At 30.6% G+C, this 23,624-nt stretch carries 27 protein-coding genes; 1 reads left to right on the plus strand and 26 read right to left on the minus strand.

The annotated features are described in order from the left end of the window. Window positions 1-141 precede the first annotated feature (141 nt). Genes coaBC through HNR33_RS04685 form a run of 5 tightly spaced genes read right to left on the minus strand, consistent with a single transcriptional unit; the run spans window position 142 to window position 3,363 of the window. The gene (coaBC, locus tag HNR33_RS04665) at window positions 142-1,332 is read right to left on the minus strand and encodes a bifunctional phosphopantothenoylcysteine decarboxylase/phosphopantothenate--cysteine ligase CoaBC (protein WP_429080575.1); all 1,191 of its coding nucleotides are present in this window, start codon (window positions 1,330-1,332) and stop codon (window positions 142-144) included. 13 nt (window positions 1,333-1,345) lie between these two features. Further along, window positions 1,346-1,555, minus strand: coding sequence for a DNA-directed RNA polymerase subunit omega (gene rpoZ, locus HNR33_RS04670; protein WP_429080577.1), 210 nt, complete (start codon window positions 1,553-1,555; stop codon window positions 1,346-1,348). An 11-nt stretch (window positions 1,556-1,566) separates the two neighbouring features. Further along, entirely contained in the window at window positions 1,567-2,163 is a 597-nt protein-coding gene (gene gmk / locus HNR33_RS04675) for a guanylate kinase (RefSeq protein WP_429080580.1), read from the minus strand. Window positions 2,164-2,187: 24 nt separating this feature from the next. Further along, complete coding sequence (remA, locus tag HNR33_RS04680) at window positions 2,188-2,442, minus strand: extracellular matrix/biofilm regulator RemA (protein ID WP_429080720.1); 255 nt, start codon at window positions 2,440-2,442, stop codon at window positions 2,188-2,190. A gap of 30 nt (window positions 2,443-2,472) precedes the next feature. Further along, a complete protein-coding gene (locus HNR33_RS04685) occupies window positions 2,473-3,363 on the minus strand; it encodes a YicC/YloC family endoribonuclease (protein ID WP_429080582.1) in 891 nt (296 codons plus the stop codon). Between the two features lie 303 nt (window positions 3,364-3,666). Between HNR33_RS04685 and HNR33_RS04690 the strand changes: the two genes are divergently transcribed. Continuing rightward, window positions 3,667-5,448 carry an Rqc2 family fibronectin-binding protein gene (locus tag HNR33_RS04690; protein WP_429080584.1) on the plus strand — a complete coding sequence of 594 codons (1,782 nt, stop codon included), beginning with the start codon at window positions 3,667-3,669 and terminating at the stop codon, window positions 5,446-5,448. A 68-nt stretch (window positions 5,449-5,516) separates the two neighbouring features. Here the strand turns inward: HNR33_RS04690 and HNR33_RS04695 are convergent, their stop codons facing one another. The 21 genes from HNR33_RS04695 to HNR33_RS04795 form a co-directional block, all read right to left on the minus strand. Further along, window positions 5,517-6,785, minus strand: coding sequence for a uracil-xanthine permease family protein (locus HNR33_RS04695; RefSeq protein WP_429080585.1), 1,269 nt, complete (start codon window positions 6,783-6,785; stop codon window positions 5,517-5,519). A gap of 79 nt (window positions 6,786-6,864) precedes the next feature. Then, a complete protein-coding gene (gene pyrR / locus HNR33_RS04700) occupies window positions 6,865-7,401 on the minus strand; it encodes a bifunctional pyr operon transcriptional regulator/uracil phosphoribosyltransferase PyrR (RefSeq protein WP_429080587.1) in 537 nt (178 codons plus the stop codon). A gap of 187 nt (window positions 7,402-7,588) precedes the next feature. Further along, window positions 7,589-8,509: an RluA family pseudouridine synthase gene (locus HNR33_RS04705; protein WP_429080588.1), complete on the minus strand. Its 921-nt coding sequence runs from the start codon at window positions 8,507-8,509 to the stop codon at window positions 7,589-7,591. A 15-nt stretch (window positions 8,510-8,524) separates the two neighbouring features. Then, the gene (lspA, locus tag HNR33_RS04710; protein ID WP_429080591.1) at window positions 8,525-8,977 is read right to left on the minus strand and encodes a signal peptidase II; all 453 of its coding nucleotides are present in this window, start codon (window positions 8,975-8,977) and stop codon (window positions 8,525-8,527) included. A gap of 132 nt (window positions 8,978-9,109) precedes the next feature. Continuing rightward, entirely contained in the window at window positions 9,110-9,793 is a 684-nt protein-coding gene (locus tag HNR33_RS04715) for a TraR/DksA C4-type zinc finger protein (protein ID WP_429080593.1), read from the minus strand. A gap of 9 nt (window positions 9,794-9,802) precedes the next feature. Further along, window positions 9,803-10,084 (minus strand): DUF5665 domain-containing protein, encoded by a 282-nt coding sequence (locus tag HNR33_RS04720; protein ID WP_429080595.1) that lies wholly within the window; start codon window positions 10,082-10,084, stop codon window positions 9,803-9,805. A 405-nt stretch (window positions 10,085-10,489) separates the two neighbouring features. Next, the gene (locus HNR33_RS04725) at window positions 10,490-11,359 is read right to left on the minus strand and encodes a bifunctional 3-deoxy-7-phosphoheptulonate synthase/chorismate mutase (RefSeq protein ID WP_429080723.1); all 870 of its coding nucleotides are present in this window, start codon (window positions 11,357-11,359) and stop codon (window positions 10,490-10,492) included. A gap of 149 nt (window positions 11,360-11,508) precedes the next feature. Further along, window positions 11,509-11,985, minus strand: coding sequence for a DivIVA domain-containing protein (locus HNR33_RS04730; RefSeq protein WP_429080598.1), 477 nt, complete (start codon window positions 11,983-11,985; stop codon window positions 11,509-11,511). Window positions 11,986-12,000: 15 nt separating this feature from the next. Beyond that, on the minus strand, window positions 12,001-12,792 hold the full coding sequence (locus tag HNR33_RS04735; RefSeq protein WP_429080601.1) for a YlmH family RNA-binding protein: 792 nt from the start codon (window positions 12,790-12,792) through the stop codon (window positions 12,001-12,003). 6 nt (window positions 12,793-12,798) lie between these two features. Continuing rightward, window positions 12,799-13,065 (minus strand): YggT family protein, encoded by a 267-nt coding sequence (locus tag HNR33_RS04740; RefSeq protein WP_429080603.1) that lies wholly within the window; start codon window positions 13,063-13,065, stop codon window positions 12,799-12,801. Window positions 13,066-13,083: 18 nt separating this feature from the next. Beyond that, complete coding sequence (locus HNR33_RS04745; RefSeq protein WP_429080606.1) at window positions 13,084-13,533, minus strand: cell division protein SepF; 450 nt, start codon at window positions 13,531-13,533, stop codon at window positions 13,084-13,086. 2 nt (window positions 13,534-13,535) lie between these two features. Continuing rightward, entirely contained in the window at window positions 13,536-14,234 is a 699-nt protein-coding gene (locus HNR33_RS04750) for a YggS family pyridoxal phosphate-dependent enzyme (protein ID WP_429080726.1), read from the minus strand. Window positions 14,235-14,254: 20 nt separating this feature from the next. Next, the gene (locus HNR33_RS04755; RefSeq protein WP_488167834.1) at window positions 14,255-15,472 is read right to left on the minus strand and encodes a biotin/lipoyl attachment domain-containing protein; all 1,218 of its coding nucleotides are present in this window, start codon (window positions 15,470-15,472) and stop codon (window positions 14,255-14,257) included. Window positions 15,473-15,696: 224 nt separating this feature from the next. Then, window positions 15,697-16,074, minus strand: a complete 378-nt coding sequence (locus HNR33_RS04760; protein WP_429080608.1) for a hypothetical protein — start codon at window positions 16,072-16,074, stop codon at window positions 15,697-15,699. A 108-nt stretch (window positions 16,075-16,182) separates the two neighbouring features. Beyond that, the gene (gene spoIVA / locus HNR33_RS04765) at window positions 16,183-17,661 is read right to left on the minus strand and encodes a stage IV sporulation protein A (RefSeq protein WP_429080611.1); all 1,479 of its coding nucleotides are present in this window, start codon (window positions 17,659-17,661) and stop codon (window positions 16,183-16,185) included. Between the two features lie 145 nt (window positions 17,662-17,806). After that, window positions 17,807-18,835, minus strand: coding sequence for an NAD(P)H-dependent glycerol-3-phosphate dehydrogenase (locus HNR33_RS04770; protein ID WP_429080613.1), 1,029 nt, complete (start codon window positions 18,833-18,835; stop codon window positions 17,807-17,809). 14 nt (window positions 18,836-18,849) lie between these two features. Beyond that, window positions 18,850-19,449, minus strand: coding sequence for a glycerol-3-phosphate 1-O-acyltransferase PlsY (plsY, locus tag HNR33_RS04775; protein ID WP_429080615.1), 600 nt, complete (start codon window positions 19,447-19,449; stop codon window positions 18,850-18,852). A 2-nt stretch (window positions 19,450-19,451) separates the two neighbouring features. Next, window positions 19,452-20,768, minus strand: coding sequence for a ribosome biogenesis GTPase Der (gene der, locus HNR33_RS04780; RefSeq protein ID WP_429080618.1), 1,317 nt, complete (start codon window positions 20,766-20,768; stop codon window positions 19,452-19,454). Between the two features lie 4 nt (window positions 20,769-20,772). After that, a complete protein-coding gene (locus HNR33_RS04785; RefSeq protein WP_429080621.1) occupies window positions 20,773-22,110 on the minus strand; it encodes a DUF512 domain-containing protein in 1,338 nt (445 codons plus the stop codon). A gap of 282 nt (window positions 22,111-22,392) precedes the next feature. Further along, window positions 22,393-22,587, minus strand: coding sequence for a capping complex subunit for YIEGIA (locus HNR33_RS04790; protein WP_429080624.1), 195 nt, complete (start codon window positions 22,585-22,587; stop codon window positions 22,393-22,395). Between the two features lie 11 nt (window positions 22,588-22,598). Next, window positions 22,599-23,516 (minus strand): YIEGIA family protein, encoded by a 918-nt coding sequence (locus HNR33_RS04795; protein WP_429080627.1) that lies wholly within the window; start codon window positions 23,514-23,516, stop codon window positions 22,599-22,601. Window positions 23,517-23,624: the final 108 nt, after the last annotated feature.

The following is a 23,624-nucleotide window of genomic DNA, read 5'->3' on the forward strand; positions in this document are numbered from 1 at the left end:
AACACAACCTCTCAAGTTAACCTATAAAATATTATATCAAAAAATAAATTACTTTTCTTATTCTATACTGTATTTTAAAAGCTAGATAATCAACATAATAAGATAGTTTCTTATTAGTTAATATCTAGCTTATAAACATAACTATATCAGTTGATTAGCTAGTTTGTCTATAATAATTCTAGCTATCTCATCCTTTTTCATCATTGGAAAATCTTGTTGATTGCCGCTTTTATCCAATATCGTAACAATATTTGTTTCACTTCTAAATCCAGCATTTTCTTTTGATACATCATTAACAACTATAAAATCAAAGTTCTTTTTTTCAATCTTCTTTTTTGCATTTTCAATAACGTTCTGCGTTTCTGCAGCAAACCCTACTATAATTTGCTTTTTCTTTAGTTTCCCAAAATGTAATGCTATATCAGGATTCTTAACAAGCTTTATATCCATTTCATCATCATTCTTCTTAATCTTATGATTGCTTACAGTTTTAGGTCTATAATCCAATGGTGCTGCTGCTTTAATCAGGACATCACATTCATCAAACAATTTTTCTATAGCATTAAACATATCTATTGTAGTATTGACTCCTACAATCTCAACTCCTTCAGGAGGCATCAAGTTTGTTGGTCCACTCACTAGTGTAACTTCAGCTCCCCTTTCATGAGCCAGTCGAGCTAGCGCATAACCCATTTTGCCACTTGAATAGTTTGTTAAGTACCTTACTGGGTCTAATGGAGCAATCGTTGGTCCTGCAGTTACTACAAATTTTTTTCCAGAAAGGTCTTTATTTGAAGACATATTAACTATATAGTCCACTATATCAGCAGGTTCGGCCATTTTACCCTCACCGTAGTCACCACAAGCCAATCTGCCACATCCAGGCTTTATAAATTCATAACCAAGTGACTTTAGTTTTTCCTTATTGCTTTTAAAAATAGGATTAGTATACATATTAGTATTCATTGCAGGAGCAAACACAACCTTGGCTTTTGTAGCCATTATAGTCGTAGATAACATATCATCTGCAATTCCATTAGCAATTTTTCCAATAATATTAGCAGTTGCAGGAGCAACCAAAAACAAGTCAGCCTTACTAGCTAGAGAAATATGCTCAATTTCCCATTTCTTTGGTTCACTAAACATATTAACTGTAACATAATTTTGCGATAAGGATTGGAATGTTAAGGGTGTTACAAATTCAGTTGCAGCTTCAGTCATAATAACATCAACATTTGCTCCAAGCTTTTTTAGTCTGCTTACTACGTCTACAGCTTTGTATACAGCAATTCCACCGGTAACTCCCATAACAATATTTTTACCTTTAAGCAATAAGAACACCTCACTACTTACAGAAATTTTCTTCTGATCTTGTATAGAATATTTTATTATCAGCTATTTCTTGGACTGCAATCGAAACAGGTTTGCTTGTTTTTGCATCAATTAAAGGACTTCCCCCCTCTACCAGCTGTCTTGCTCTTTTTGAGACAAGCATAACTAAAGTGTATCTGCTATCGACTTTTTCTAATAATTCCTTAGTTGAAGGATATAACATAAAATACCTCCTTAGATTCCTTTTATAATTTCTTTTTGTCTATTCACCTTACATTTTTCTGCCATTATTATAGATTCAATTCTTTTCGCTGCCAAATCAATCTCATCATTTAATACAGCATAATCATATTTGAAAACATATTCTATTTCGTTATATGCACTCTGAAACCTTTCAGAAATAGCTTCTTCAGATTCTGTTCCTCTGTTTACAATACGACTTTTAAGTTCATCCATAGAAGGAGGTAAGATGAAAATAAAAACTCCATCTGGATAAATTTCTTTTACCTTAAGTGCTCCTTGAATATCTATTTCTAGTAAAATATCTTTTCCTTCATTTAACTTGTCAATAATATATTTTTTTGGTGTACCATAGTAGTTACCATAAACATAAGCATGTTCCAAAAAATCTCCATTCCCAATCATATTTTCAAAAACTTCTCTATCTATAAAGAAATAATTTTTCCCTTCAATTTCTCCAACTCTTGGTTTTCTAGTAGTTGCCGATATCGAGAGGTTAATATCATCATTCTGTTCTAACAACTGTTTACATATTGTTCCTTTACCAGCTCCTGATGGACCTGAGACCACAATAAGCAATCCTTTACTCATCTGATTCTCCTCTTTCTTTTTATTCTACTCGATGTCTGCGTTATCCTTACTGTTCAATCTATGTGCAACAGTCTCAGGTTGAACTGCTGACAATATGATATGGTCACTATCAGTTATAACTACAGCTCTAGTTCTTCTTCCATAAGTTGCATCAATAAGCATCCCTCTATCTCGTGCCTCTTGAATTATTCTCTTAATAGGTGCAGACTCTGGACTTACAATTGCTACAATTCTGTTTGCTGAAACTATGTTTCCAAATCCAATATTAATCAGTTTTATGCTCATATTCTATCCTCCCTTATAATAGTGTTATTCAATGTTTTGTATTTGTTCTCTTATTTTTTCTAACTCACTTTTTATATCTACTACCTTATTTGTTATATCTATATCTCCTACTTTAGAACCAATAGTATTTACCTCTCTATTCATTTCTTGAACTAAGAAGTCAAGCTTTCTCCCAACAGGCACATCTGCTTCAAGAGATTTAACCATTTGATTAATATGACTATATAATCTAACTATTTCTTCATTAATACTGCATTTATCAGCAAAGTATGCAACTTCATTAGCCAGCTTATTCTCATCTATTTCATACTTTTCTTCTAATAATTCTTTAATCCTGTTTGATAGCTTTGTCTTATATTCCAAGACTACTTCAGGTGATCTTTCTTCTATTTGCTTCACCATACTTTCTATACTCTTAACCTTTAATATTATGTCATTAGCTAGTTCTTTTCCTTCTTCAATCCTCATAGATATCAGTCTGTTAAGTGAGTCTTCTATAGCTAATTTCAAACACGCCCAGATTTCATCCTCATCTTCTTCTCTTTTCTGAGTCTTTAAAACATCTGGAAATCTAGTAAGAAGTTCAATATTAATATTGTTTTCAATATGGAGCTCATTACATAGAACATCAATAGCCTTTTTATACGATGTTGCTAAAGGAATATCTACTTTTACCTCAATATCACTTTGACTTATATATTCTAGGCTAATATAGATTTCTACTCTACCTCTGGTCACCTTGTTTCTAATTAACTTTTTAATACTCTCTTCTAAATAGTTAAGGTGTTTAGGCATTTTAACAATAATATCATTGTATCTATGATTGACTGATTTTATCTCAACAGTAAATGACCTTAAACTATCAGTATTTTCGCCTCTTCCGAAACCTGTCATACTCCTTATCAATATCCTCATCCTTCCTAAACTATTATAATCAATTTTACCATAAATTACACTAGTGTCAATTCACTAATCAAATAGTAATACTCTTATTTACCCATGTTAGCAATAATTATGAAATCTATTTTTTACTAAACCTTTTCACATAATTAATCTTATATAGATTATTCCAAACATATCTTATTTTCCTTCTAAATATTACAAAATATTAATATTTAATATTTTATTTTATGCTTTATTAACTCTAATTCATGTTTATCTTTATAATTTATCAATAAGATGTTATACTTTACTAAAACCTAACATGGAGGAATTATTATGTCTTTAGATGGTATAGTGGTTAAATCTATCACTGATGAATTGCAATCTTTAATTATAGATGGAAAAATTGATAAAATATATCAACCTGAACAAGATGAAATAGTATTAAACATAAGGAATAAAGGGGAAAATTTTAAACTTCTAATGTCAGCAAGCAGTAACAATCCTAGAATTTATATTACACAATCGTCTAAGATTAATCCAACTAATCCGCCTATGTTTTGCATGTTACTAAGAAAACACTTACAAGGAGGTAAAATAATTAGTATTCATCAACCCTCACTTGAAAGAATATTAAAAATCGGAATTCAAAATTTAGATGAACTGGGAATAATGACAACAAAAGAACTAGTTATTGAATTAATGGGAAAACACAGTAATATAATTTTAATTGAAAAAGAATCTAAAAAAATAATAGATTCTATTAAAAGAATACCTTTATCTGTTAGCAGTGTAAGGCAAGTTTTACCTGGCCTTGAATATAAACTGCCTCCTTCTCAGGATAAATTTAATCCTATAGAAATTAACAAAGGTAAATTTTGTGATATTTTACCTAGCTCAATTAAACCAATTCAAGTATACAAATATTTGTATTCAACATTTATTGGACTAAGCCCACTGATCGCAAAGGAGATTTGTTATAATGCAAATATTGAAGATACTAAAGATATCAATTTGCTGACAGAAAAAGAAATAAATAATTTATATGCTTCTTTTAAAAAAATATACGATGCTGTTAAAAACAGCAAATTTACTCCAATTATGATTAAAAGTAAAAATGGATTTGATGTAATAGCTTTTTCTTCTGTTGTTCTCTCACAATACGGGAACTTACCTATAGAGAAATATAATTCAGTAAGTTGTCTACTAGAAGATTTTTATAATATACGTGATAAAATGGATAGGATAAAACAAAAATCTACTGATTTGAGAAAGCTAGTTTCAAATAAATACGAGAGAGCTCTAAACAAGCTTGCAAAGCAAAAAGACGAGCTAATTCAAGCAAATAAGCGAGAAAAATATAAAATTTATGGAGACTTAATTACAGCTAATATGTATAGAATAGAAAGAAAGCAAAGTGAAATAGAATTAGAAAACTATTATAGCCAGAACTTAGAAAAGGTAAAAATTAAGCTTAATCCAAGTCTATCTCCATCCCAAAATGCTCAAAAGTATTATAAAAAATATAATAAGTTAAAAAATGCTCATGAGGTTGTAAGCGAACAATTGATAAAAACTCAAGAAGAAGTGCAGTATTTTGAAAACATATTATTGTCCTTGGATAACTGTACCGAGCTCAATGAGTTAGACGAAATAAGGGAAGAACTACAGAATGAGGGGTATATTAAAAGAAGTGTTTCGAAAAATAAGAAAAAAGATAGCAAGTCTCATACCTCCAGACCTCACCATTTCATATCCACAGATGGATGTGAAATATTTGTTGGAAAAAATAATAAACAAAATGACTATCTTACTCTTAAAATTGCAAATAAAGAAGACTTATGGATGCACACTAAAGACATCCCTGGCTCCCATGTAATAATTAAAAGTAAAAACAATACAATACCAGAAAGTTCAATTATTGAGGGCGCTTTACTTGCTGCATATTATAGTAAAGCAAAGATGTCAAGTAATGTACCTATTGACTATACAGAGAGAAAAAATGTTAAAAAGCCAAATGGTGCTAAGCCAGGAATGGTAATATATGATTATTACAATACTATATACGTTACCCCTGAGTCTGAAGTAGTTAATAAAATAAAAAGGATTGAAGATTAAAATAATTTTATCATCAGATAAAAAACTCCAATTATTGCTTACAATAATTGGAGTTTTTTTATTATTGATTAAGCTCTATCTGGGAGTATTTTGTTTGCAATAACACCAATTAGTGCGGCTAAGCTCAATCCTACTATCTGAATGTTTTGTGTAATCTGGATCCCTATAGTTCCTGAAAAGTCAGGGTTAGATTTTAAAAACTCTGTACCTATGCCAGCTACAAGTATTATTGCTGATATTATAAGGTTTCTATTATCAGAAAAATCTACGTTCGCAGTAGAAATCGTTCTAATCCCTACACTTGCAATCATACCGAATAGAATTATACTTACTCCACCCATAACTGGAACTGGTATAGTCTGTAGAATTGCTCCGACTTTACCAATAAAACTTAAACCTATTGCAATCACTGCTGCTAATCTTAATATACTAGGATCATAAACTCTCGTAACTGCTAATACACTTGTATTTTCTCCATATGTCGTATTTGCTGGTCCACCAACAAGTCCAGCAAACATAGTTGCTAATCCATCCCCTAGAAGCGTTCTGTGTAATCCTGGATCTTCAAAAAAGTTTTTACCAACTACTGCACCATTAGTTGTTATGTCACCAATGTGCTCCATAAATACGGCAAGTACTATAGGTGCAATGATAGCTATTGCTCCAATGCTAAATTTAGGCATTGTAAATGCTGGAATACTAAGAACTTTAGCTTGTACAATTGGAGTATAGTCAATTATACCAATTATTGCTGAAAACACGTACCCTGCAATAACTCCACAAAGTATAGGAATAACTTTAAAAAATCCTTTAGCAAAAACTGATACTGAGATTACTGTTGCAATTACTACAAAAGCAACTGTCCAATTTGACGAAGCCATTTGAAGTGCTACAGGACTTAGTACTAAGCCTATTACTATAATCATTGGTCCTGTAACTACTGGTGGAAAAAAACTTTTTATCCTATCTACTCCAAACACCATTACTAGTAAGGAAAATACCAAATATAATGCACCTGCGACGATAATTCCACCTTGTGCATATCTAAGATCCCCATATTGCTGACTTACAACTTGTATTACTGGAATAAACGCAAAGCTTGAGCCTAGAAAAACTGGAACTTTTCTTTTTGTTACAAGATGAAAAAGAATTGTACCAACCCCTGCTGTAAAAAGAGCAACACCAGGATTAAGACCAGTCAACATTGGTACCAGTACTGTAGCACCAAACATCGCTATAACATGCTGTATAGCCAATATTATTCTTCTTGCAGGTGATCTATCATTGCTGTGTACCTCAATATTATTATTTTTTTCAATTATTCCATTTTTTTGCATAAAAAAACCTCCTCGATATAATTTGGGAGGGAGAAATAATCTCCCTTTTTCAGCCTCTCGGGACTGATTTAAAAGGTGCTTATTGTTTATTTATCAATACTTGATTAACACCATCAGTTTCATTAAATCTTACACTTACTATCTCTTCATGAGAAGTAGGCACATTTTTACCTACAAAATCAGGTCTAATTGGAAGCTCCCTATGACCTCTATCAATTAGAACAGCTAATTGAACTTTTTGGGGTCTGCCTTTATCGACTAATGCATCTAATGCAGCTCTAACTGTTCTGCCAGTAAAAAGCACATCATCTACTAATATCACTATTTTGTTTGATATATCATAATTAAATTCTTCAGAATTAACAATAGGCCTATCATTTATCTCTGTTAGATCATCCCTATAAAGAGTAATATCTATGCTAAGAGTTGGAATTTGCTTGCCTTCAATTTGTTTTATTTTTTCTGCTATCTTATTAGCAAATGGTATTCCTCTAGTCTTAATTCCTACAAGAATAATATCATCTATACCCTTATTCTTTTCAAGTATTTCATGAGCAATTCTGGTTGTAGCTCTATTCATACCGCTTTCGTCCATAATAATAGCTTTAGTTTCCATTTTTTCACCTCCTGCCTTTCTGAAGAAATCAAATACTTTCCTATTGATTATAAAAAAACTTCCTATCAGTTGGCTGATAAGAAGCTATAATTGGACTATACCATGAATCATAACCTTATCAACCTCTCAGGGTCAAGTTAAAGGATTACACACTTCATACTATACTAGCACAAAAAGGCATTATTGTCTAGTGCTTTTTTGTGTTTCGTAAATTACTAAGGACATCAATAAAGTGGTTAGGCAATTCAGAGCTAAACTCTATATATTCTTTTGTACGCGGATGAATAAATCCTAAAGTTTTTGCATGCAAAAGTTGTCCATTCAATCTGAATTTCTGGTTTTTGCTTCCGTATACTGGATCACCAGTAACAGGATGTTTAATAAAAGACATGTGTACTCTTATTTGATGTGTTCTACCTGTTTCAAGCTGTGCTTGTATTAATGTATAGTCAATAAATCTTTCAAGGACAGTGAAATGAGTTACAGCTTCTTTACTGTTATTTTCTGTTACAGTCATTTTTTTTCTATCAACAGGGTGTCTTCCAATAGGAGCATTTATTGTTCCCTTATCTTCTTTTATATTGCCATCAACAAGTGCAAGGTACTTTCGAGTTATAGAATGTTCCTTCAGCTGCTCTGATAAAAATGAGTGAGAATAATTATTCTTTGCTATCATTAGTAATCCTGAAGTATCTTTATCTATTCTGTGGACTATTCCAGGTCTAATAATCCCATTAATAGTAGATAAATTATTTAAATGAAATAAAAGCGCATTAACAAGAGTCCCACTATAATTACCAGGGGCAGGATGTACAACCATACCTTGCGGCTTGTTTACAATGGCTATATCCTCATCTTCATAGATTATATCAATAGGAATATCTTCAGAAACAATCTCTAAGTTTTTGGGTTCAGGTAACTGAACTAGAATATGGTCACCTTCATTAACAAGATATTTGGGCTTAACTAATCTATCATTTACTCTTACTAATCCATCTTTAATTAATCTTTGAACGTACGTTCTAGAAATTTCATTTAACTCTTGTGCTAAAAATATATCTATACGATCATTATCTTCTTCATCAGCAAATATTTCTATGATCTCCATAACATCACTCTTTCTTTATACTTCATATTTTTCAAATAATACTAGGTACATAATAATAATAGTTGCAACTACTATAAAACTATCAGCAAAATTGAACACAGGAAAATCATAGAAGTTACCAAACTTAACATCTATAAAGTCAATTACATACCCTAATCGTATTCTATCAATCAAGTTTCCTAAGGCTCCAAAAACAACCATTACTAATGCAAATATCATTGGTTTACTTAATTTAGTATTGAGCTTAATATAGATGAGTATACCTATTATTACAAACGTGGTCAATATTATAAAAAATAATTGCTTATTTTGAAGTATTCCAAAAGCAGCTCCAAAATTTTCTATATAGTTTAGTTGTAAAAAATTATCTACCAGTACATAAGGTTCATGACCTCGAAGTAGTTCAACTGCATAATATTTGCTCACTTGATCTGATATAAGCATTAGAATTCCTATTATGTAAAACATATTCTGCCTCCCTAATTTTTCATATATATTCTATTCTAAGTTATATCGTCAATTTTTACAACTATAAGCGCAAAAAATACTTAAGCTAGGTTTTAGCAACACAAACCCAGCATAAGCTAAAATGCTTTATTCTTATCTTTCTTTATCTTTCTTTTGATCGTCAGGTATATCTTCTCTATTTAATCCAGCAATCTGTCCTTTATAGTATCCTTCAGAAATTTGTTCTACCGATTGCACGATTCCTGCATCAACTTCATCAAAAACACCGAGATTATCGCCTGTAGTAAACGAAGGATCTCCTGGTACATCATTAAATCTTGCAACTGATTGCCAACTATCTTCACCATCAAATTCAACTGAATCTTCTTCCGATATGTCTTTAAATGTTCTTCCAAAAGGAAATTGCAAGTTTTCTTCTTCTTTAGGTCTATAATCCATCATTTCGTCAATTGGTATCTTATCCTCGGCACAATCAATGCATATATTAGCATGTGGTAATACTTCAAGTCTATCAAAACCAATTTCTTTACCGCATAATTCACATTTCCCATAAGTGCCATTTTCTATTTTCTCTAGAGACTTTTCTATTTCATCTAAAGTCAGTTTTTCATTATTCTTAAGATTCATATTTTGTTCTACCATAAACATCTCCGTTCCTAAATCAGCGGGATGATTATCGTACATTGATAACTCATCATAATATTCTTGCATGGAAGCATTAGGCTCATTATTATCCATAAGACTTATTGTATTAAGTACATCCTTTTTTTCTTCTAATAACAATTTTTTAAAATGTCTTAGTTTTTGTTTATCCATAAAGTCCTCCTATAGATTTTCTTGAACAATCCTTACTAGATCTGCTATAAAATCTCCAATTAATGGTATATTCCATGTAATTATCTTCTGTAATACATATATAGCAATAGCGCCTAGTACTGTAAATCCTATTGCCATACCAAAACCTCTTGCCAATCCACCAATAAAATTGATATAGAGTAACCTTCTCTTATTGCTTACAAAATCTACGTATTCATGTATCTTAGATTTTTCTAGATTAGTGGCGAGCTGCTCTATTCTCTTCTCAATTTCTCTATTATCATCATTCATTTTAATCCCCCTCTTTATAATTTCCCCTTTAATATATAATTTATAAGTAGGAACTTATTATAAATTATATATAATAAATATAATATATTATATTATATTTATTCAAAAAAAATAAAGCTTAAAAGTTATGATAAAAAATAACTTTTAAGCATATATACTTCTATGTGTAAAAAGCTAGAAGCAAATAGAAAAATAACAAGCTATTTTTTTTATATCTACCACCCCAAATTTTGGTTAGTAATATAAAGAAAAATAATAGGTAATCCGTATACATATTTTCCTGTGAACTAGACATATTGATCACCTCAGTTCCTAGCATAATAATATATATTTAATAGCTCTAATTAGTAATAGATCATTTATTTATATATATTATGAGGAACGATGTGGAAAAGTGATTTATTATTACTTATCAAGCCTATCAATACACTCTTTTATTGTTTTTATTTCATTTAATAATTTAGGTACTTCATTAAGTTCTAAAGATTGCATGCCATCTGATAAAGCTTCACATGGATTAGGGTGAACCTCAACCATGATGCCGTTGGCACCAGCTGCTACTGCAGCTCTTGTTATTGGTGTAACCAATTCTCTTCTTCCTGTTCCATGACTAGGATCTACAATGATAGGTAACTTGCTTAGAGATTTGATTATTGGTACAGCAGTTAAATCTAATGTATTTCTTGTATAATTTTCAAATGTTCGTATACCTCTTTCACACAAAATAATGTTATCATTACCTTCTATAGCAATGTATTCTGCTGCCATCAACCATTCCTTTAAGGTTGCTGTCATTCCTCTTTTTAATAATACAGGTTTGTTAGTTTTTCCAATTTCTCTTAGAAGACTGTAGTTTTGCATATTTCTTGAACCGATTTGATATATATCAACAAATTCGTAAGATTTAGTAACATCTCTAGGATCCATTATTTCAGAAATTACTTTCATATTATACTTATCTCCCACTTTTCTCAAAAGCTCTAGTCCCTTATATCCAAGCCCTTGAAAAGCATACGGAGAAGTCCTAGGTTTAAAAGCACCTCCTCTTAAAATCTTAATATCCAATGAGCTTAAGTATTTAGCAATTGTTTCAATTTGTGCTTCATCTTCAACGGCACAAGGACCTGCTATTATTGTAAAATCAGTTCCTCCAATCGAAACACCGTCACCTAAGTCTATTATTTTTTTTTCATTATTTTTATTACTAACTAAGCTTAATTCCATGTTAATTCCTCCAATAGTACTTACTAATTTAATCGTATACGACCAAATTATTTATATAAATTTATTGTTAACTATAAATATATCACCTTATTATTATATAATCCCTAGTTATCGTGTCAAGTATGTAAATAAATAAAAAAAGGATTGTATATGAAATACATATCCTTTTCAGTCAATATAGAAACAATATTATTCATTTATTACACTTCTGTATCTTCATTTGTTTGTTCAATATCTTGACAACAATCACTAATGGATTCTAATTGTGACTGAAGTAAAGTTTTGAATCTAGTCTTAAAAACAACCATCTCTTTTTTCACAGATTCATATTCATTCTTTATTTTTATAACTTCAGTTTGTGCATTTTCAATGATTTTTCTCGCCTTATCTTCAGCCTCATTAATTATTAACTCAGCTTTCTTTTTTGCATTTATACTTACTTCTTCAGCAGTGCTTTGTGCAACAACTAATGTATTTTGAAGAGTCTCTTCAATTTTGTTATAATGCTTAATCTGATCATTTAGCAATCCGATCTTATCTTTAAGCTCTATATTTTCTTTGTAAATGTTCTCATAATCAACTATTATCTCATCTAAAAAGCTATCTACTTCTGTTTCATTATAGCCTCTTATACCTTTTTTAAACTCTTTGTTCTGTATATCAAGTGGTGTAAGCACTTTATCAACTCCTTATCATTCAAAAATTCTGACAATAATTTTGGTTCTTCCTTTTTTGGAATCTCCTAAATCATCTAATAATTTTATTCTACCATAACCCTTCAAGGATATAATATCACCAGCATCCAATAAATAAGATGGACTTATGACCGGTTGCCAATTGACTTTTACTTTACCTTGTTCAATGTAACTTGTACTTTTCGATCTAGGAATATTACATGAAGTACTAATAATTACATCTAATCTAAGAGAAGCTACAGTAGTATAGATATCCCTATAGTCTTCTTTACCTGGAATTAATTCACTTAGTGCTATTTCATTAACCTTTACTGGTTCAGTATTTATACTTTTCAAATTATATCTAATAAAGTCAACTAAATCCCTATGAACTATCACCTGTCCAAAAGTTTTATGTACATTGATATCCCCAAGTTTCTCTCGCTTGATACCTAGCCCTAAAATAGTCCCTAAATAGTCTCTATGATTTAGTTCTTTGAACTTAGAACCTCCAAGAATAATTAAAGACTTAATTGGATTTTCAATGTCTAATTTATTGAGGTAACTAGGAAACATTATTATTGACTTTCTTTCAGCATTCTCAAGTCCACCTTCTTCATAGTATGAAACATCTATAAATCTATTTAAGAATGAGTAACACAATTTTCTTTGATAAGGGTCTAAAAAATCAGTATATACGATTTCATGATTTCTAATTACTTGTTCAATTTTATCAAGTATTTTTCGCATTGTTAGATGTTGTTCTTTATCTTTTATATGTTCAATATACTTATCTTTATCTATTATCATATATACCTACCATATAAAAGCATCTAATACAAAAGATATAAAATTTAAAAATAGAACTGCAAATAATGGTGAAAAATCAAGCATCCCAGTATTTATGTTTAGTTTATTGATAAGTCCTCTAAACGGAGATAGAATCGGCTCTGTAACCTGGTATATAAAGCTTACTATTGGATTATTTAAATCCCTTGTAATAAAGGACAGAAACATTCTAACAATAATCAACATTTCTATTATTTGAACAAATTTATTAAAAGATATCTTTAGAATATTCAATCCTTTCACCTCTTATTATTATTTTTGCCATGGAAACAATCCTTTATTTTTTAGCTCTTCTTTTAACTTCGCATCAATTTCTACATTACTAGGAGCTACAACAAATATATCCTTAGAAACTTTTTGAATATTTCCATCTAAAGCATATATAGCACCATTTATAAAGTCAAATATTTGTTTCTTAATCTCTATTTCTAGATTTTCCAAGTTCATAACTATTAATTTTCTTATTTTCAAATCATCTACTATTTTAGGAGCTTCTTCATATTTTTGTGGTTCATAAACAACTAATTTTATATTACTATTAGTATGTATATTAACTATTTTATTGTTCTTTATTACACCCTTTTTAACAGGAGCCTCAAACTCCAAGCTTTCTTCTTGCTCTTCTTCATATTCTTCTTCTAAGTCATCCAACCCGATGATATATTTAACTTTGTCAATAAGCTTATTAGTTACATCCGCCATAATTAATCCTCCTTATATATTCTTTTTCCAAAAATACCTGTCCCTATACGGATCATGTTTGCGCCTTCTTCTAAAGCAATTTGATAGTCATTAGTCATCCCCATAGATAGATATTTCATATCAACATTTTTATAATTTTTCAAGCTTATTTCATCAAACAAATTTCTTAACTGCTTGAATACGAATCTTACTTCTTCAGGTTCGTCAGTATATGGTGCTATTGTCATAAGTCCTTTAATTCTTATATTTTCAAATTTAATAATTTTTTCAATAAAATCAAGCACTTCATCATACCTTAAACCAAACTTACTTTCCTCTTCTGCAACATTAACTTGTATTAATGTATCAACTATAATATTGTGCTCATTGGCCCTCTTTTGTATCTCTTTTGCTAAACTCATCCTATCTAAAGAATGAATTAAGTCAACCTTTTCAATCATATATTTAACTTTATTACTTTGGAGGTGTCCAATCATATGCCATTTTACACTTGTTTCAACTTTACTATATTTTGCTTCAATCTCTTGAACCTTATTTTCTCCGATATCCGTGATGCCAAAGTTTATTGCTTTATTAATATCATCAGTATCAACCGTTTTTGTAACTGCAATTAGCGTAACATCTTTTGGATCACGACCGTGTCTTGATGTTATATCATTAATATTATTTCGTATATTAAGTAAGTTATCCTGAATACTTATTTCAAACTCCTCCTTATCTGCTAATTTATTATCTGACCTTCTTTAACTTTATGTCCATTTACAAAAATTTCGTCAAACATCTTTAACGTATACATTTTTTGTTTCTTCCCGTTAATTTCCACCTCTATTCTACTATTTTCACCTTCACTGACAATAGTATACTCATCATTTGAACCTAATACTTTAATAGGTCTAAATTTGACTATTCCGCTGATATCTTTAATATAAACTCCTTTTAATCCATCCTTCTCAGTTATAGCCTCATTGGGAATCATAAGTCCCTCATAGGTGTTTCTTAGTATCTTAACATCAATGTATCTCTCATTATAGAACCGATATAGATAATCATCTACTTTAAATATGATTATCATATCGCTTTTGGAACTATTAACTTCAACTACATTGGCGCTTATTTTCTTCTCTTCTTCACCTATTTCCAAGAACAATCTTTTTCCTTCCTTTAAGTCACTAAATATATCATTATCAACCTTTGCCATGATATACCATTTATAGTTGTCTATTATTTTAAATACAGAATCTCCTGGGTTAACCTCACTATTATTACTAACATTAGTCTGTTGTACATTTATAGTTTTAAAATCATCAGGCTTATATTCATCAAGTTTCTTCGCTCCATATATTTCTTCAAGTCCATCAATATTGTAGCTTAAAATACCCGCTTTATCAGAATATCTAACGGTCTTCAACTTATTTTTATCATCCAGAAGTTGCTGCTTCTTTTTCTTTAAACTTTCAATATTCTCTGCTGCAAGTGTTTTTTGTCCAGTAATAATCTGATGCTTGTCCATTTTTTGGAAAAGCTGATCTTTTAAATCATTGACTCTCTGATAATCTTCATCAATTACACCTTCTTGGATTTCCTTAATAATGTTTTCAATATTAGCTTGATTCTTATCTATATCTTGTTTAAATACTTCTTTAGAATCACCAGATTGTGTCATAGATGCTATTTGTTTATCTATTTCATTTATTTGCTTCAGATAAGAGTCATTTCCATTTTTCGTAACTTCTAATATCTTTATACCTTTTCCTACTTTATCTCCTTCGTTTTTATTAAACGAAATTCTGCCTTGAGCTTCGGATTTATAAACTGTCTCATCTTTTAATATTATACCTTTAACAGCAACTACATCTTCAAGTTCACCAATCTCTACAGTAACAGTCTTTGAGTTTCCAGTTATTAAGGTAGGTATTATTCTAAATACAAGATATACCAAAACAATTATAACTAAAGCTAATCTAAGTCGTCTTCGTTTTTGCCTTTTTTTTTTCTTTCATCTTGTGTCATTTCATCACCTCTTTAACCTAATATAATATTCTTCATTTGTTTTTAATATCCTTCATTAAATATATAAAAAAATAGTATAAATATAATCTTAGGTAATAAGAACTATTCTAAAACTCTGAATATCATTATTACAAGAAAACTCTGAATCAAATTTTATTTAAAAAACTTGCCATATTTACTAATTATTTTTACTTTTTTAATTTTATCAACTTTAAATCTTTTCACCTCATCAGTGTGTGTCACAACAATAATCTCATTTTCTTTAATCTTTGCGCCTATGAGAATTCCCTCTATTCTTTTGTTTTCTAAAAGTGTAAACTTTATCTCATCACCTGATTTGAGTTCCACACCTCCTAACACAAATACTTTCATATCCGTTTCATCTATATGTTCTTGAGTAATTGACTTTTTATTAATTATTATTGTATTGTCCTTTAAATACAACTTTTCTTTTATTACTACAAATATATATCCTATAGTACTCACTAATAATAACATTACTAATACGCTCTGCACATAATACAAATTCATTTTTCTACCTACTTTCTAAATTAGAAATTCAGTTAAAAGTATATCATAAACTTATATTATAGAAAATATCTATATAAAAAAATAAACAGGAAGGTAAAACCTTCCCATTTATATTATAATACAAATTAGCCCTCCACTACCTTCATTCACAATTCGTTGCAATGTTTTCTGCATCTTTCCTCTTGCATCTTCTGGCATCATATTTAATTTGCTTTCGAGCTGTTCCTTTACTAAATCATGTAGAGATTTCCCAAACATATTTGATTCCCAGATCTTTGATGGATCACTTTCAAATTCATCTAATAAATAATTTACTAGCTCTTCGCTTTGCTTTTCTGTACCAATTAATGGTGAAACTTCTGTTGTGATATCTGCTCTGATTAGGTGCAAGCTTGGCGCCATTGCTCTAAGTTTAACTCCAAATCTATTTCCTTGTTTAAATATTTCTGGTTCTGCTAAATCTATTTCTTCTAAGCTCGGAGGGACTAATCCGTATCCTGTAAGCCTAGCATCAGCTAAAGCTTTCTCTATTTTAGTATATTCTTTCTTAGCCTTAGCTAAATTCGTAACCAATCCTAATATTTGATGTTCTCCTTCTATTTTATATCCAGTAAGCTCATTAAGTACTTTATAGAATAACCCGTTGTCTACATACATTTCTATGTTAGCTACGCCTTCACCAAGTTTTATCTCGTTTACTTTTACCTCTCTGATAACTTCAATTTTATTGAAGTCATTAATAGCTACATTTATTTCACTAAGTCTTTGTATATTTTTGATTATATCTTTAATTGAATTCAAAATACTTGATTTTACCCAATGTCCCTTTGATAAGCCTTCAATCCATTTTGGTAAATTAATATTGATCTCTTTAATTGGAAATTCCATCAGTACTCTTTCTAGTATCTTGTTTACATCTAGCATTTGCATGTTCATACAATCGACAGTGATTACTGGAACCTTATATTTCTCTTCAAGATTTTCTCTAAGTGCAATTGTACTGTCTAAATCAGGGTGCTTTGAATTAAGTAAAACTACAAATGGTTTTTCTAGTTCTTTTAACTCGCTAACAACTCTTTCCTCTGCTTTTATATAATTTGATCTGTCAATATCGGTTATTGAACCATCTGTAGTGATTACTATTCCAATTGTTGAGTGATCGGTTATAACCTTTCTAGTTCCTATTTCTGCAGCTTCTTCAAAAGGTATTTCTTTTTCATACCAAGGAGTAGTGACCATTCTAGGCATACTGTTCTCCTCATGCCCAAGTGCTCCTTTTACTAAATATCCTACGCAGTCAACCATTCTGATTTTGAACTTAATGTTTTCTTTAAGTATTAAATCTATAGCTTCGTTTGGCACAAATTTAGGTTCTGTAGTCATGATAGTCTTACCAGAACCACTTAGTGGTAGCTCATCATTAGCTCTTTCTTTTTTATATTTGTTTTCAATATTAGGCAATACTAGTAGTTCCATAAACCTTTTAATAAATGTTGATTTTCCTGTTCTGACTGGGCCAACTACGCCAACATAAATATCGCCATCTGTTCTTTCTGAAATATCACGGTATATATCAAACTTCTCCACCAAATTTCCCTCCTTTATATAATATTAGATATATTAAATCTAAAAATTATTTATCTAGTTATTTGTTAACAGTATATATATATGATAACAACTATGAATAATATGACATGCTAATGAAAAAAGGACATACATTGTTTGTATGTCCTTACCAATCATAATCATCTTTACTAATTATGTCTTCCATTTCATGAGTCTTATCTCTTAACATTAGATTTGTAACTGAATTTTTAACATTAGAGCCTTGATATAATACATCATATATTTCTTCAGTTATTGGCATTCTAACTCCAAGCTTTTTAGAAAGTTGATACGCTGCTTTTGTGGTTTTAATACCTTCAACTACCATGCCAATTGATTTTATAGCTTGGTCTAGACTTTGACCTTGCCCAATAAGTATACCCGCTCTCCTGTTTCTACTATGCATACTAGTACAGGTAACAATTAAATCACCTATTCCTGAAAGCCCTGCAAAAGTCATCTTATTAGCACCCATCTTTTCTCCCATTCTAGCAATCTCAACAAATCCTCTATTCATAAGTGCTGCCTTAGTATTGTCTCCATACTCTAATCCATCAGAAATTCCAGCTCCTAATGCTATGATATTCTTTAAAGAGCCTCCTAACTCAACTCCAATTACATCAGGATTAGTATAAACTCTAAATTTAGGTGCCATAAAAACATCTTGTATGTATTCTGCTATCTTGCGTTTATTTGCAGCTACCACTACTGTTGTTGGAATATCTTTAGCTACTTCTTCAGCATGAGATGGCCCCGATAAAACAGCATATTGTACATCTGGAATTTCTTGAGAAACTACTTCTGATAATCTATGTAACGTGTTTGTTTCTATCCCCTTAGCTACATTAACAATAATTTGATTTTTACTAATTTCATTTTTTATAGACTTCATAGTATCCCTTACTGCATGTGAAGGTACAGCAGAAACTATCACATTCTTTTTATAAACTGCTTTACTTATATCATTAGTAATACTAATATTGTTTGGTATCACAACACCTGGTAGATACTTCACATTCTCTCTAGTATAACTTATGTCATCACACTGTTTCTTATCTCTTAGCCATAAATCAATATTATACCCTTTTTTTGCTAATAAAATTGCTAAAGCTGTTCCCCAGCTTCCTCCTCCAATTACTCCAATCTTTTCTTGCACATTTATACCCCCAATCAATGAACCTTACTGCCTATTTTGGATTCTTCTCCTTTTATAAGCCTATTAATATTGCTTCTATGTCTAAAAATAGCCATTGCTGACAAAATAACTGTAAAAATGAAATAATGCAAATTGAATGGCCTTACGATTATTAACCCAACTAATGGTAGCAATGCCATAGCTATAATAGAGCCTAAAGACACAAATCTAGTCTTAATAACAATTATGATACCAATAAAAAAGCATACAATTGCAGATAAATAATTAACTGTTAAAACAACACCAATAGTCGAAGCTATTCCTTTCCCACCTTTAAACCTCAAAAATATTGGCCAATTATGCCCAACTACAGCACTTAATCCTGCAATCAATCCTCCAGCTTCACCAAGAATAGCTCTTCCAATAACTACAGCAATACATCCCTTCAAAGCATCTACTGCAAAAGTAGCAGCGGCAATTTTAATGCCAAAAACTCTTAATGCATTAGTTGCTCCTGCATTCCCACTGCCATATTGCCTAATGTCAGTACTTTTTAAAAACTTTCCTAAAATATATGATGTCGCAAAATTGCCAAGTAAATAGCCAATCATTATCACCAAGGCGACTTCTTTCAATATTAATCCCCCTTTTCTCTAAACTCAAATTGAATAGGAGTACCTTCAAATCCAAAAGATTGCCTAATTTGGTTTTCTAAATATCTTGCATATGAGAAATGCATAAGCTCTTTATCATTAATAAAAATAACAAATTTTGGAGGTTTTACTCCTACTTGAGTACCATAAAAAATCTTAAGCCTTCTCCCTTTGTCTGATGGCGGTTGATTCATAAGTACTGCCTCACCTATTATGTCATTAAGTACTCCTGTTGTTATTCTCATAGAATGGTTATTAGATACAGTCTTTATTAAGTCGAATATCTTGTTAACTCTTTTTCCAGTTTTAGCAGATATCATAATTATTGGTGCATATGTCATAAATGAAAGAGTATTTCTAATTTCCTCTTCAAATTTTAAGTATGTTTTATCTTCTTTCTCAACAACATCCCATTTATTTACAACAATGATGCACGCCTTGCCATTATCATGTGCATATCCAGCTATTTTTGTATCTTGTTCAGTAACACCTTCAGTTGCATCTATTACTATAATACAAACATCCGATCTCTCAATTGCAGTAAGTGATCTAATGACACTATATTTCTCAATACTTTCATCTATCTTTTTTCTCTTCCTCATTCCAGCAGTATCGATAAAAACATATTTATCATCACCAACTTCAAACGGGGTATCAATTGCATCTCTTGTAGTCCCTGGAATGTCACTTACAATAACTCTTTCTTCTCCAAGGACTTTATTGATTAAAGAAGATTTCCCTGCATTAGGCTTCCCTATGACAGCTACTTTAATAACATCCTCATTATACTCGGTGTCTTTATCTTCAGGAAAATTAGCGATAACTTCATCTAGTAAATCCCCTAATCCTAATCCTTGCCCAGCGGAAACAACCACTGGACTTCCTAACCCAAGTTCGTAGAACTCATATATTGTATCAGGTGTCTTAGGCGTATCTATCTTGTTGCATACTAAAATAACCTCTTTCTTTGTTTTTCTTAACATATCCGCAACTTCTTTATCAGTGGCTGTTAGTCCCTCGATTCCATCAACAACAAATAGAATTACATCTCCAGTCTCAATAGCAATTTCTGCTTGCTTCCTCATCTGTGATAAAATTATATCTTTACTGTCAGGCTCTATACCCCCAGTGTCAATTAATGTAAAATATTTGTTAAGCCACTCTCCTTCAGCATATATTCTATCTCTTGTAACTCCTGGCTTATCTTCCACTATTGAAATTCTCTTTCCTGCTATTTTATTAAAAAGAGTAGATTTACCAACATTAGGTCTACCTACTATTGCTACTACTGGTCTTGACATCTGTTCACCTCTTCTCACTTTCTAAAAGATTAATAAATTCCTTGCCTTCAACTTCAGAAACTAGTACTTTCGTGTTAAGTCTTTCTTCTAATTCTTTTAATGTAACATTATCTAAAAAAATATCTTCATCTCTTTTTAACATAGATTTAGGTATAATAATTCCATCTTTTAATTCATATTTTCTTAATTGATTTTCTAAATCAGTAGCGGTTATGAGTCCAGATACTGTAATTGTCTCCCCAAAAAAGTTGTTAGTTATAGGCACTACTTTTAAGTTTAATCCTTTTATTTTTTCCATAATTTTTTGAGCTAACCCATTAATAAAATCATATGCTAGGGTACCAGTAGCTATTAAATAGCTTTTGTTCATTGTAACATTGTCTCCAATCGATGCAAGGGCATCAATAACCTCAGTATCAAATGATCTCACAAGTCCAACACCATTTTCTATTTGAGGAAATCCCTCATATTCATCATACATAGGTGTGTCCTTACCTGCTAATAAGTAAAACTCATCAGAAGCAAATACAAATCTAGTTCCTATTTTTTCAATAAAAAATTTCTGTTTATCTTGAACATATTTTATTATATTATTCGCTTTATCATGATCATATATCTTTAGGTCAAATAATTTTTCTCTGTACTTAGTTACACCTACTGGCACTACTGCAACACTAGAAACATTAGGATAAAGATTAACTAAATCATTAAAAGTTTTTTCCAGCTGTTCCCCGTCATTAACTCCAGGTACTAATACAATTTGGCAATTCATATGTATTCCTGCCTCACTAAATCTTTTAAGAATATCATATACTTTACCTGCATTTTTATTATTTAGCATCCTAATTCTTAAATCTGGATCTGTTGTATGAACTGAGATGTTAATGGGACTCAGTCTGTATTTAATAATACGTTCGACCTCTTCTTCACTAAGATTTGTTAATGTTATAAAATTACCTTGTAAAAAAGAAAGTCTTGAATCATCATCCTTAAAATATAATGATTCCCTCATGCCTTTCGGCAGTTGATCTATAAAACAAAATATACACTTATTTCTACAGTTTTTTGCCCTATCAATTAAAGGATTTGTAAAAATAATACCTATATCTTCATCAAAATCTTTTTCGATCTCTAATTCCCAAACTTCCTCATCTTTTTTTTGAATTGCAACTACTATAAAATCATCAGTAATTAAATACTTATAGTCAATTATATCATTTACTTGTTGATCGTTTATAGACAACAAAATATCACCTGGTTCAACTCCTAGTTCATCTGCTATACTACCTCTAATTACACTGCTAATTATATTTCTATTCTCAGTTAAATTGTTGATCTCCATTTTATCTCCTTCTATAATTCAAATTGTATCAAAAATAAATCCAATTAAAATTTAGATTTATAAAGCTAATTAAATTAATGCACTATATTCGGTTATGTTATCATTAAAATACAGTAAAATCAATAAAAAACATTTTAACTATTAAATCAAATACACGTTTATCCATACCTATTTATTATAGCATAATATGTGAAAAATAGACTTACTTATTTACTTTCATTTTAGAACATAAATCTAAAGGTATAATGGAGTATTCCATTATACCTTTAGTCACCATGATCTTTAATGTCTTACAATTATAAAACATCCATTTTCTAAGTCATGAATCATCCCCGTTGTAGCCTTTGATATTAACAAAGATACTTTATTCTTCTCGTTTTCATCTTTTACATAAAAAGTAGGAACACTTCCACCTGATACAGATCTTTCATCTGAAGTTATAATTGCTATAATAGTTTCTTTTATTCCAACATCCATATAAACACTCCTTAATCAGCAGCCTTTCTACCTATTTTAGATTTTAAGGGCTTTCTTTTTGCACTTTCCAATATTATTGTTTTTTTCACAGCTTCTACCAAGCATTCAACATCTGGTTCAAGTGCTACAATTGCCATTACAACTTTTCCTGTATGAGAATCTCTTCTTGCAATCGGTGTAAAATCAGGTTCATCAACATCTTTTCTTATCCCTAACAGAGTGGCAGCATTATGTTGGATTGCCTGTCTTTGTCCTGTATTAGCTAATGTTGCAACTCCATTTTCATCGTATGGTTTTATTTCCACTGCTATTCCGTTTTTTAAAAAAACTTCCCTTGATTGTTGCAGTCCTACATTCATGACTATTATATTATTAATCTTTAACAAAGGACCATCAAATACAATCTTTGCCGGATTTACTTCTGCAATATCCTCAATTGATTGTCGCGAAATAGCTTTGTTGAAAAAGAATAGAGTTAATAAACCCGCAATTATACCACCGATTATAGAGTAAATTACATGAATGCCAGTTTTTGATAAAAAATAAATTATTATACTCACTGACAACGAAACCAACATTGTAACATAATTTCTAGCCTCAAAGGCCTTTGCTATATCTTCAATATATGCAGTTCCTCTAGAGACCAGCTCAGTCGGCTCTATGTTGTCTAGACTCTGTCTTTCTAAATTTCTTACATCTCTAAATTGTTGCGCTGCTAAAGCTAGAAAAGTCACAGCAGAAAATTCATTTTGAACAAGCGCTGGAACTGCAACTGAACCAAGGCTCGCAGCAATAATTCCTAGTGTTAAATGTGAAAAAACACCTTGAGGATAACTGGGATACTGTCTAAAATCTACTCTTAACATAGAGATTCTGGACAGAAAACCTACGATTATTGATGGAATAATAATATAACTATATTTAAACAACATAATCACCTACTTTGTATAAGCTACACAGTACAACTATTATAATTCCCTCAATTTAAGGATATATTCAATACACACCTTTAATAATATAAAAAGAAGGAGTTATAT

The organism is Brassicibacter mesophilus (genome assembly GCF_050433385.1).
Lineage (GTDB): Bacteria > Bacillota > Clostridia > Tissierellales > Proteiniboraceae > Brassicibacter > Brassicibacter mesophilus.

Excerpts from the sequence above, each read along its gene's own strand:
- HNR33_RS04705 (WP_429080588.1), bottom strand. The coding sequence starts at position 8,509 with ATGGAGATCATAGAAATATTTGCTGATGAAGAAGATAATGATCGTATA.
- HNR33_RS04790 (WP_429080624.1), bottom strand. The coding sequence starts at position 22,587 with ATGGATGTTGGAATAAAAGAAACTATTATAGCAATTATAACTTCAGAT.
- HNR33_RS04785 (WP_429080621.1), bottom strand. The coding sequence starts at position 22,110 with ATGGAGATCAACAATTTAACTGAGAATAGAAATATAATTAGCAGTGTA.
- HNR33_RS04685 (WP_429080582.1), bottom strand. The coding sequence starts at position 3,363 with ATGAGGATATTGATAAGGAGTATGACAGGTTTCGGAAGAGGCGAAAAT.
- HNR33_RS04760 (WP_429080608.1), bottom strand. The coding sequence starts at position 16,074 with ATGAATTTGTATTATGTGCAGAGCGTATTAGTAATGTTATTATTAGTG.
- HNR33_RS04735 (WP_429080601.1), bottom strand. The coding sequence starts at position 12,792 with ATGATAATAGATAAAGATAAGTATATTGAACATATAAAAGATAAAGAA.
- rpoZ (WP_429080577.1), bottom strand. The coding sequence starts at position 1,555 with ATGTTATATCCTTCAACTAAGGAATTATTAGAAAAAGTCGATAGCAGA.
- HNR33_RS04690 (WP_429080584.1), top strand. The coding sequence starts at position 3,667 with ATGTCTTTAGATGGTATAGTGGTTAAATCTATCACTGATGAATTGCAA.
- gmk (WP_429080580.1), bottom strand. The coding sequence starts at position 2,163 with ATGAGTAAAGGATTGCTTATTGTGGTCTCAGGTCCATCAGGAGCTGGT.
- HNR33_RS04745 (WP_429080606.1), bottom strand. The coding sequence starts at position 13,533 with ATGGCGGATGTAACTAATAAGCTTATTGACAAAGTTAAATATATCATC.
- HNR33_RS04720 (WP_429080595.1), bottom strand. The coding sequence starts at position 10,084 with ATGAATGATGATAATAGAGAAATTGAGAAGAGAATAGAGCAGCTCGCC.
- pyrR (WP_429080587.1), bottom strand. The coding sequence starts at position 7,401 with ATGGAAACTAAAGCTATTATTATGGACGAAAGCGGTATGAATAGAGCT.
- HNR33_RS04715 (WP_429080593.1), bottom strand. The coding sequence starts at position 9,793 with ATGGATAAACAAAAACTAAGACATTTTAAAAAATTGTTATTAGAAGAA.
- der (WP_429080618.1), bottom strand. The coding sequence starts at position 20,768 with ATGTCAAGACCAGTAGTAGCAATAGTAGGTAGACCTAATGTTGGTAAA.
- lspA (WP_429080591.1), bottom strand. The coding sequence starts at position 8,977 with ATGTTTTACATAATAGGAATTCTAATGCTTATATCAGATCAAGTGAGC.
- HNR33_RS04695 (WP_429080585.1), bottom strand. The coding sequence starts at position 6,785 with ATGCAAAAAAATGGAATAATTGAAAAAAATAATAATATTGAGGTACAC.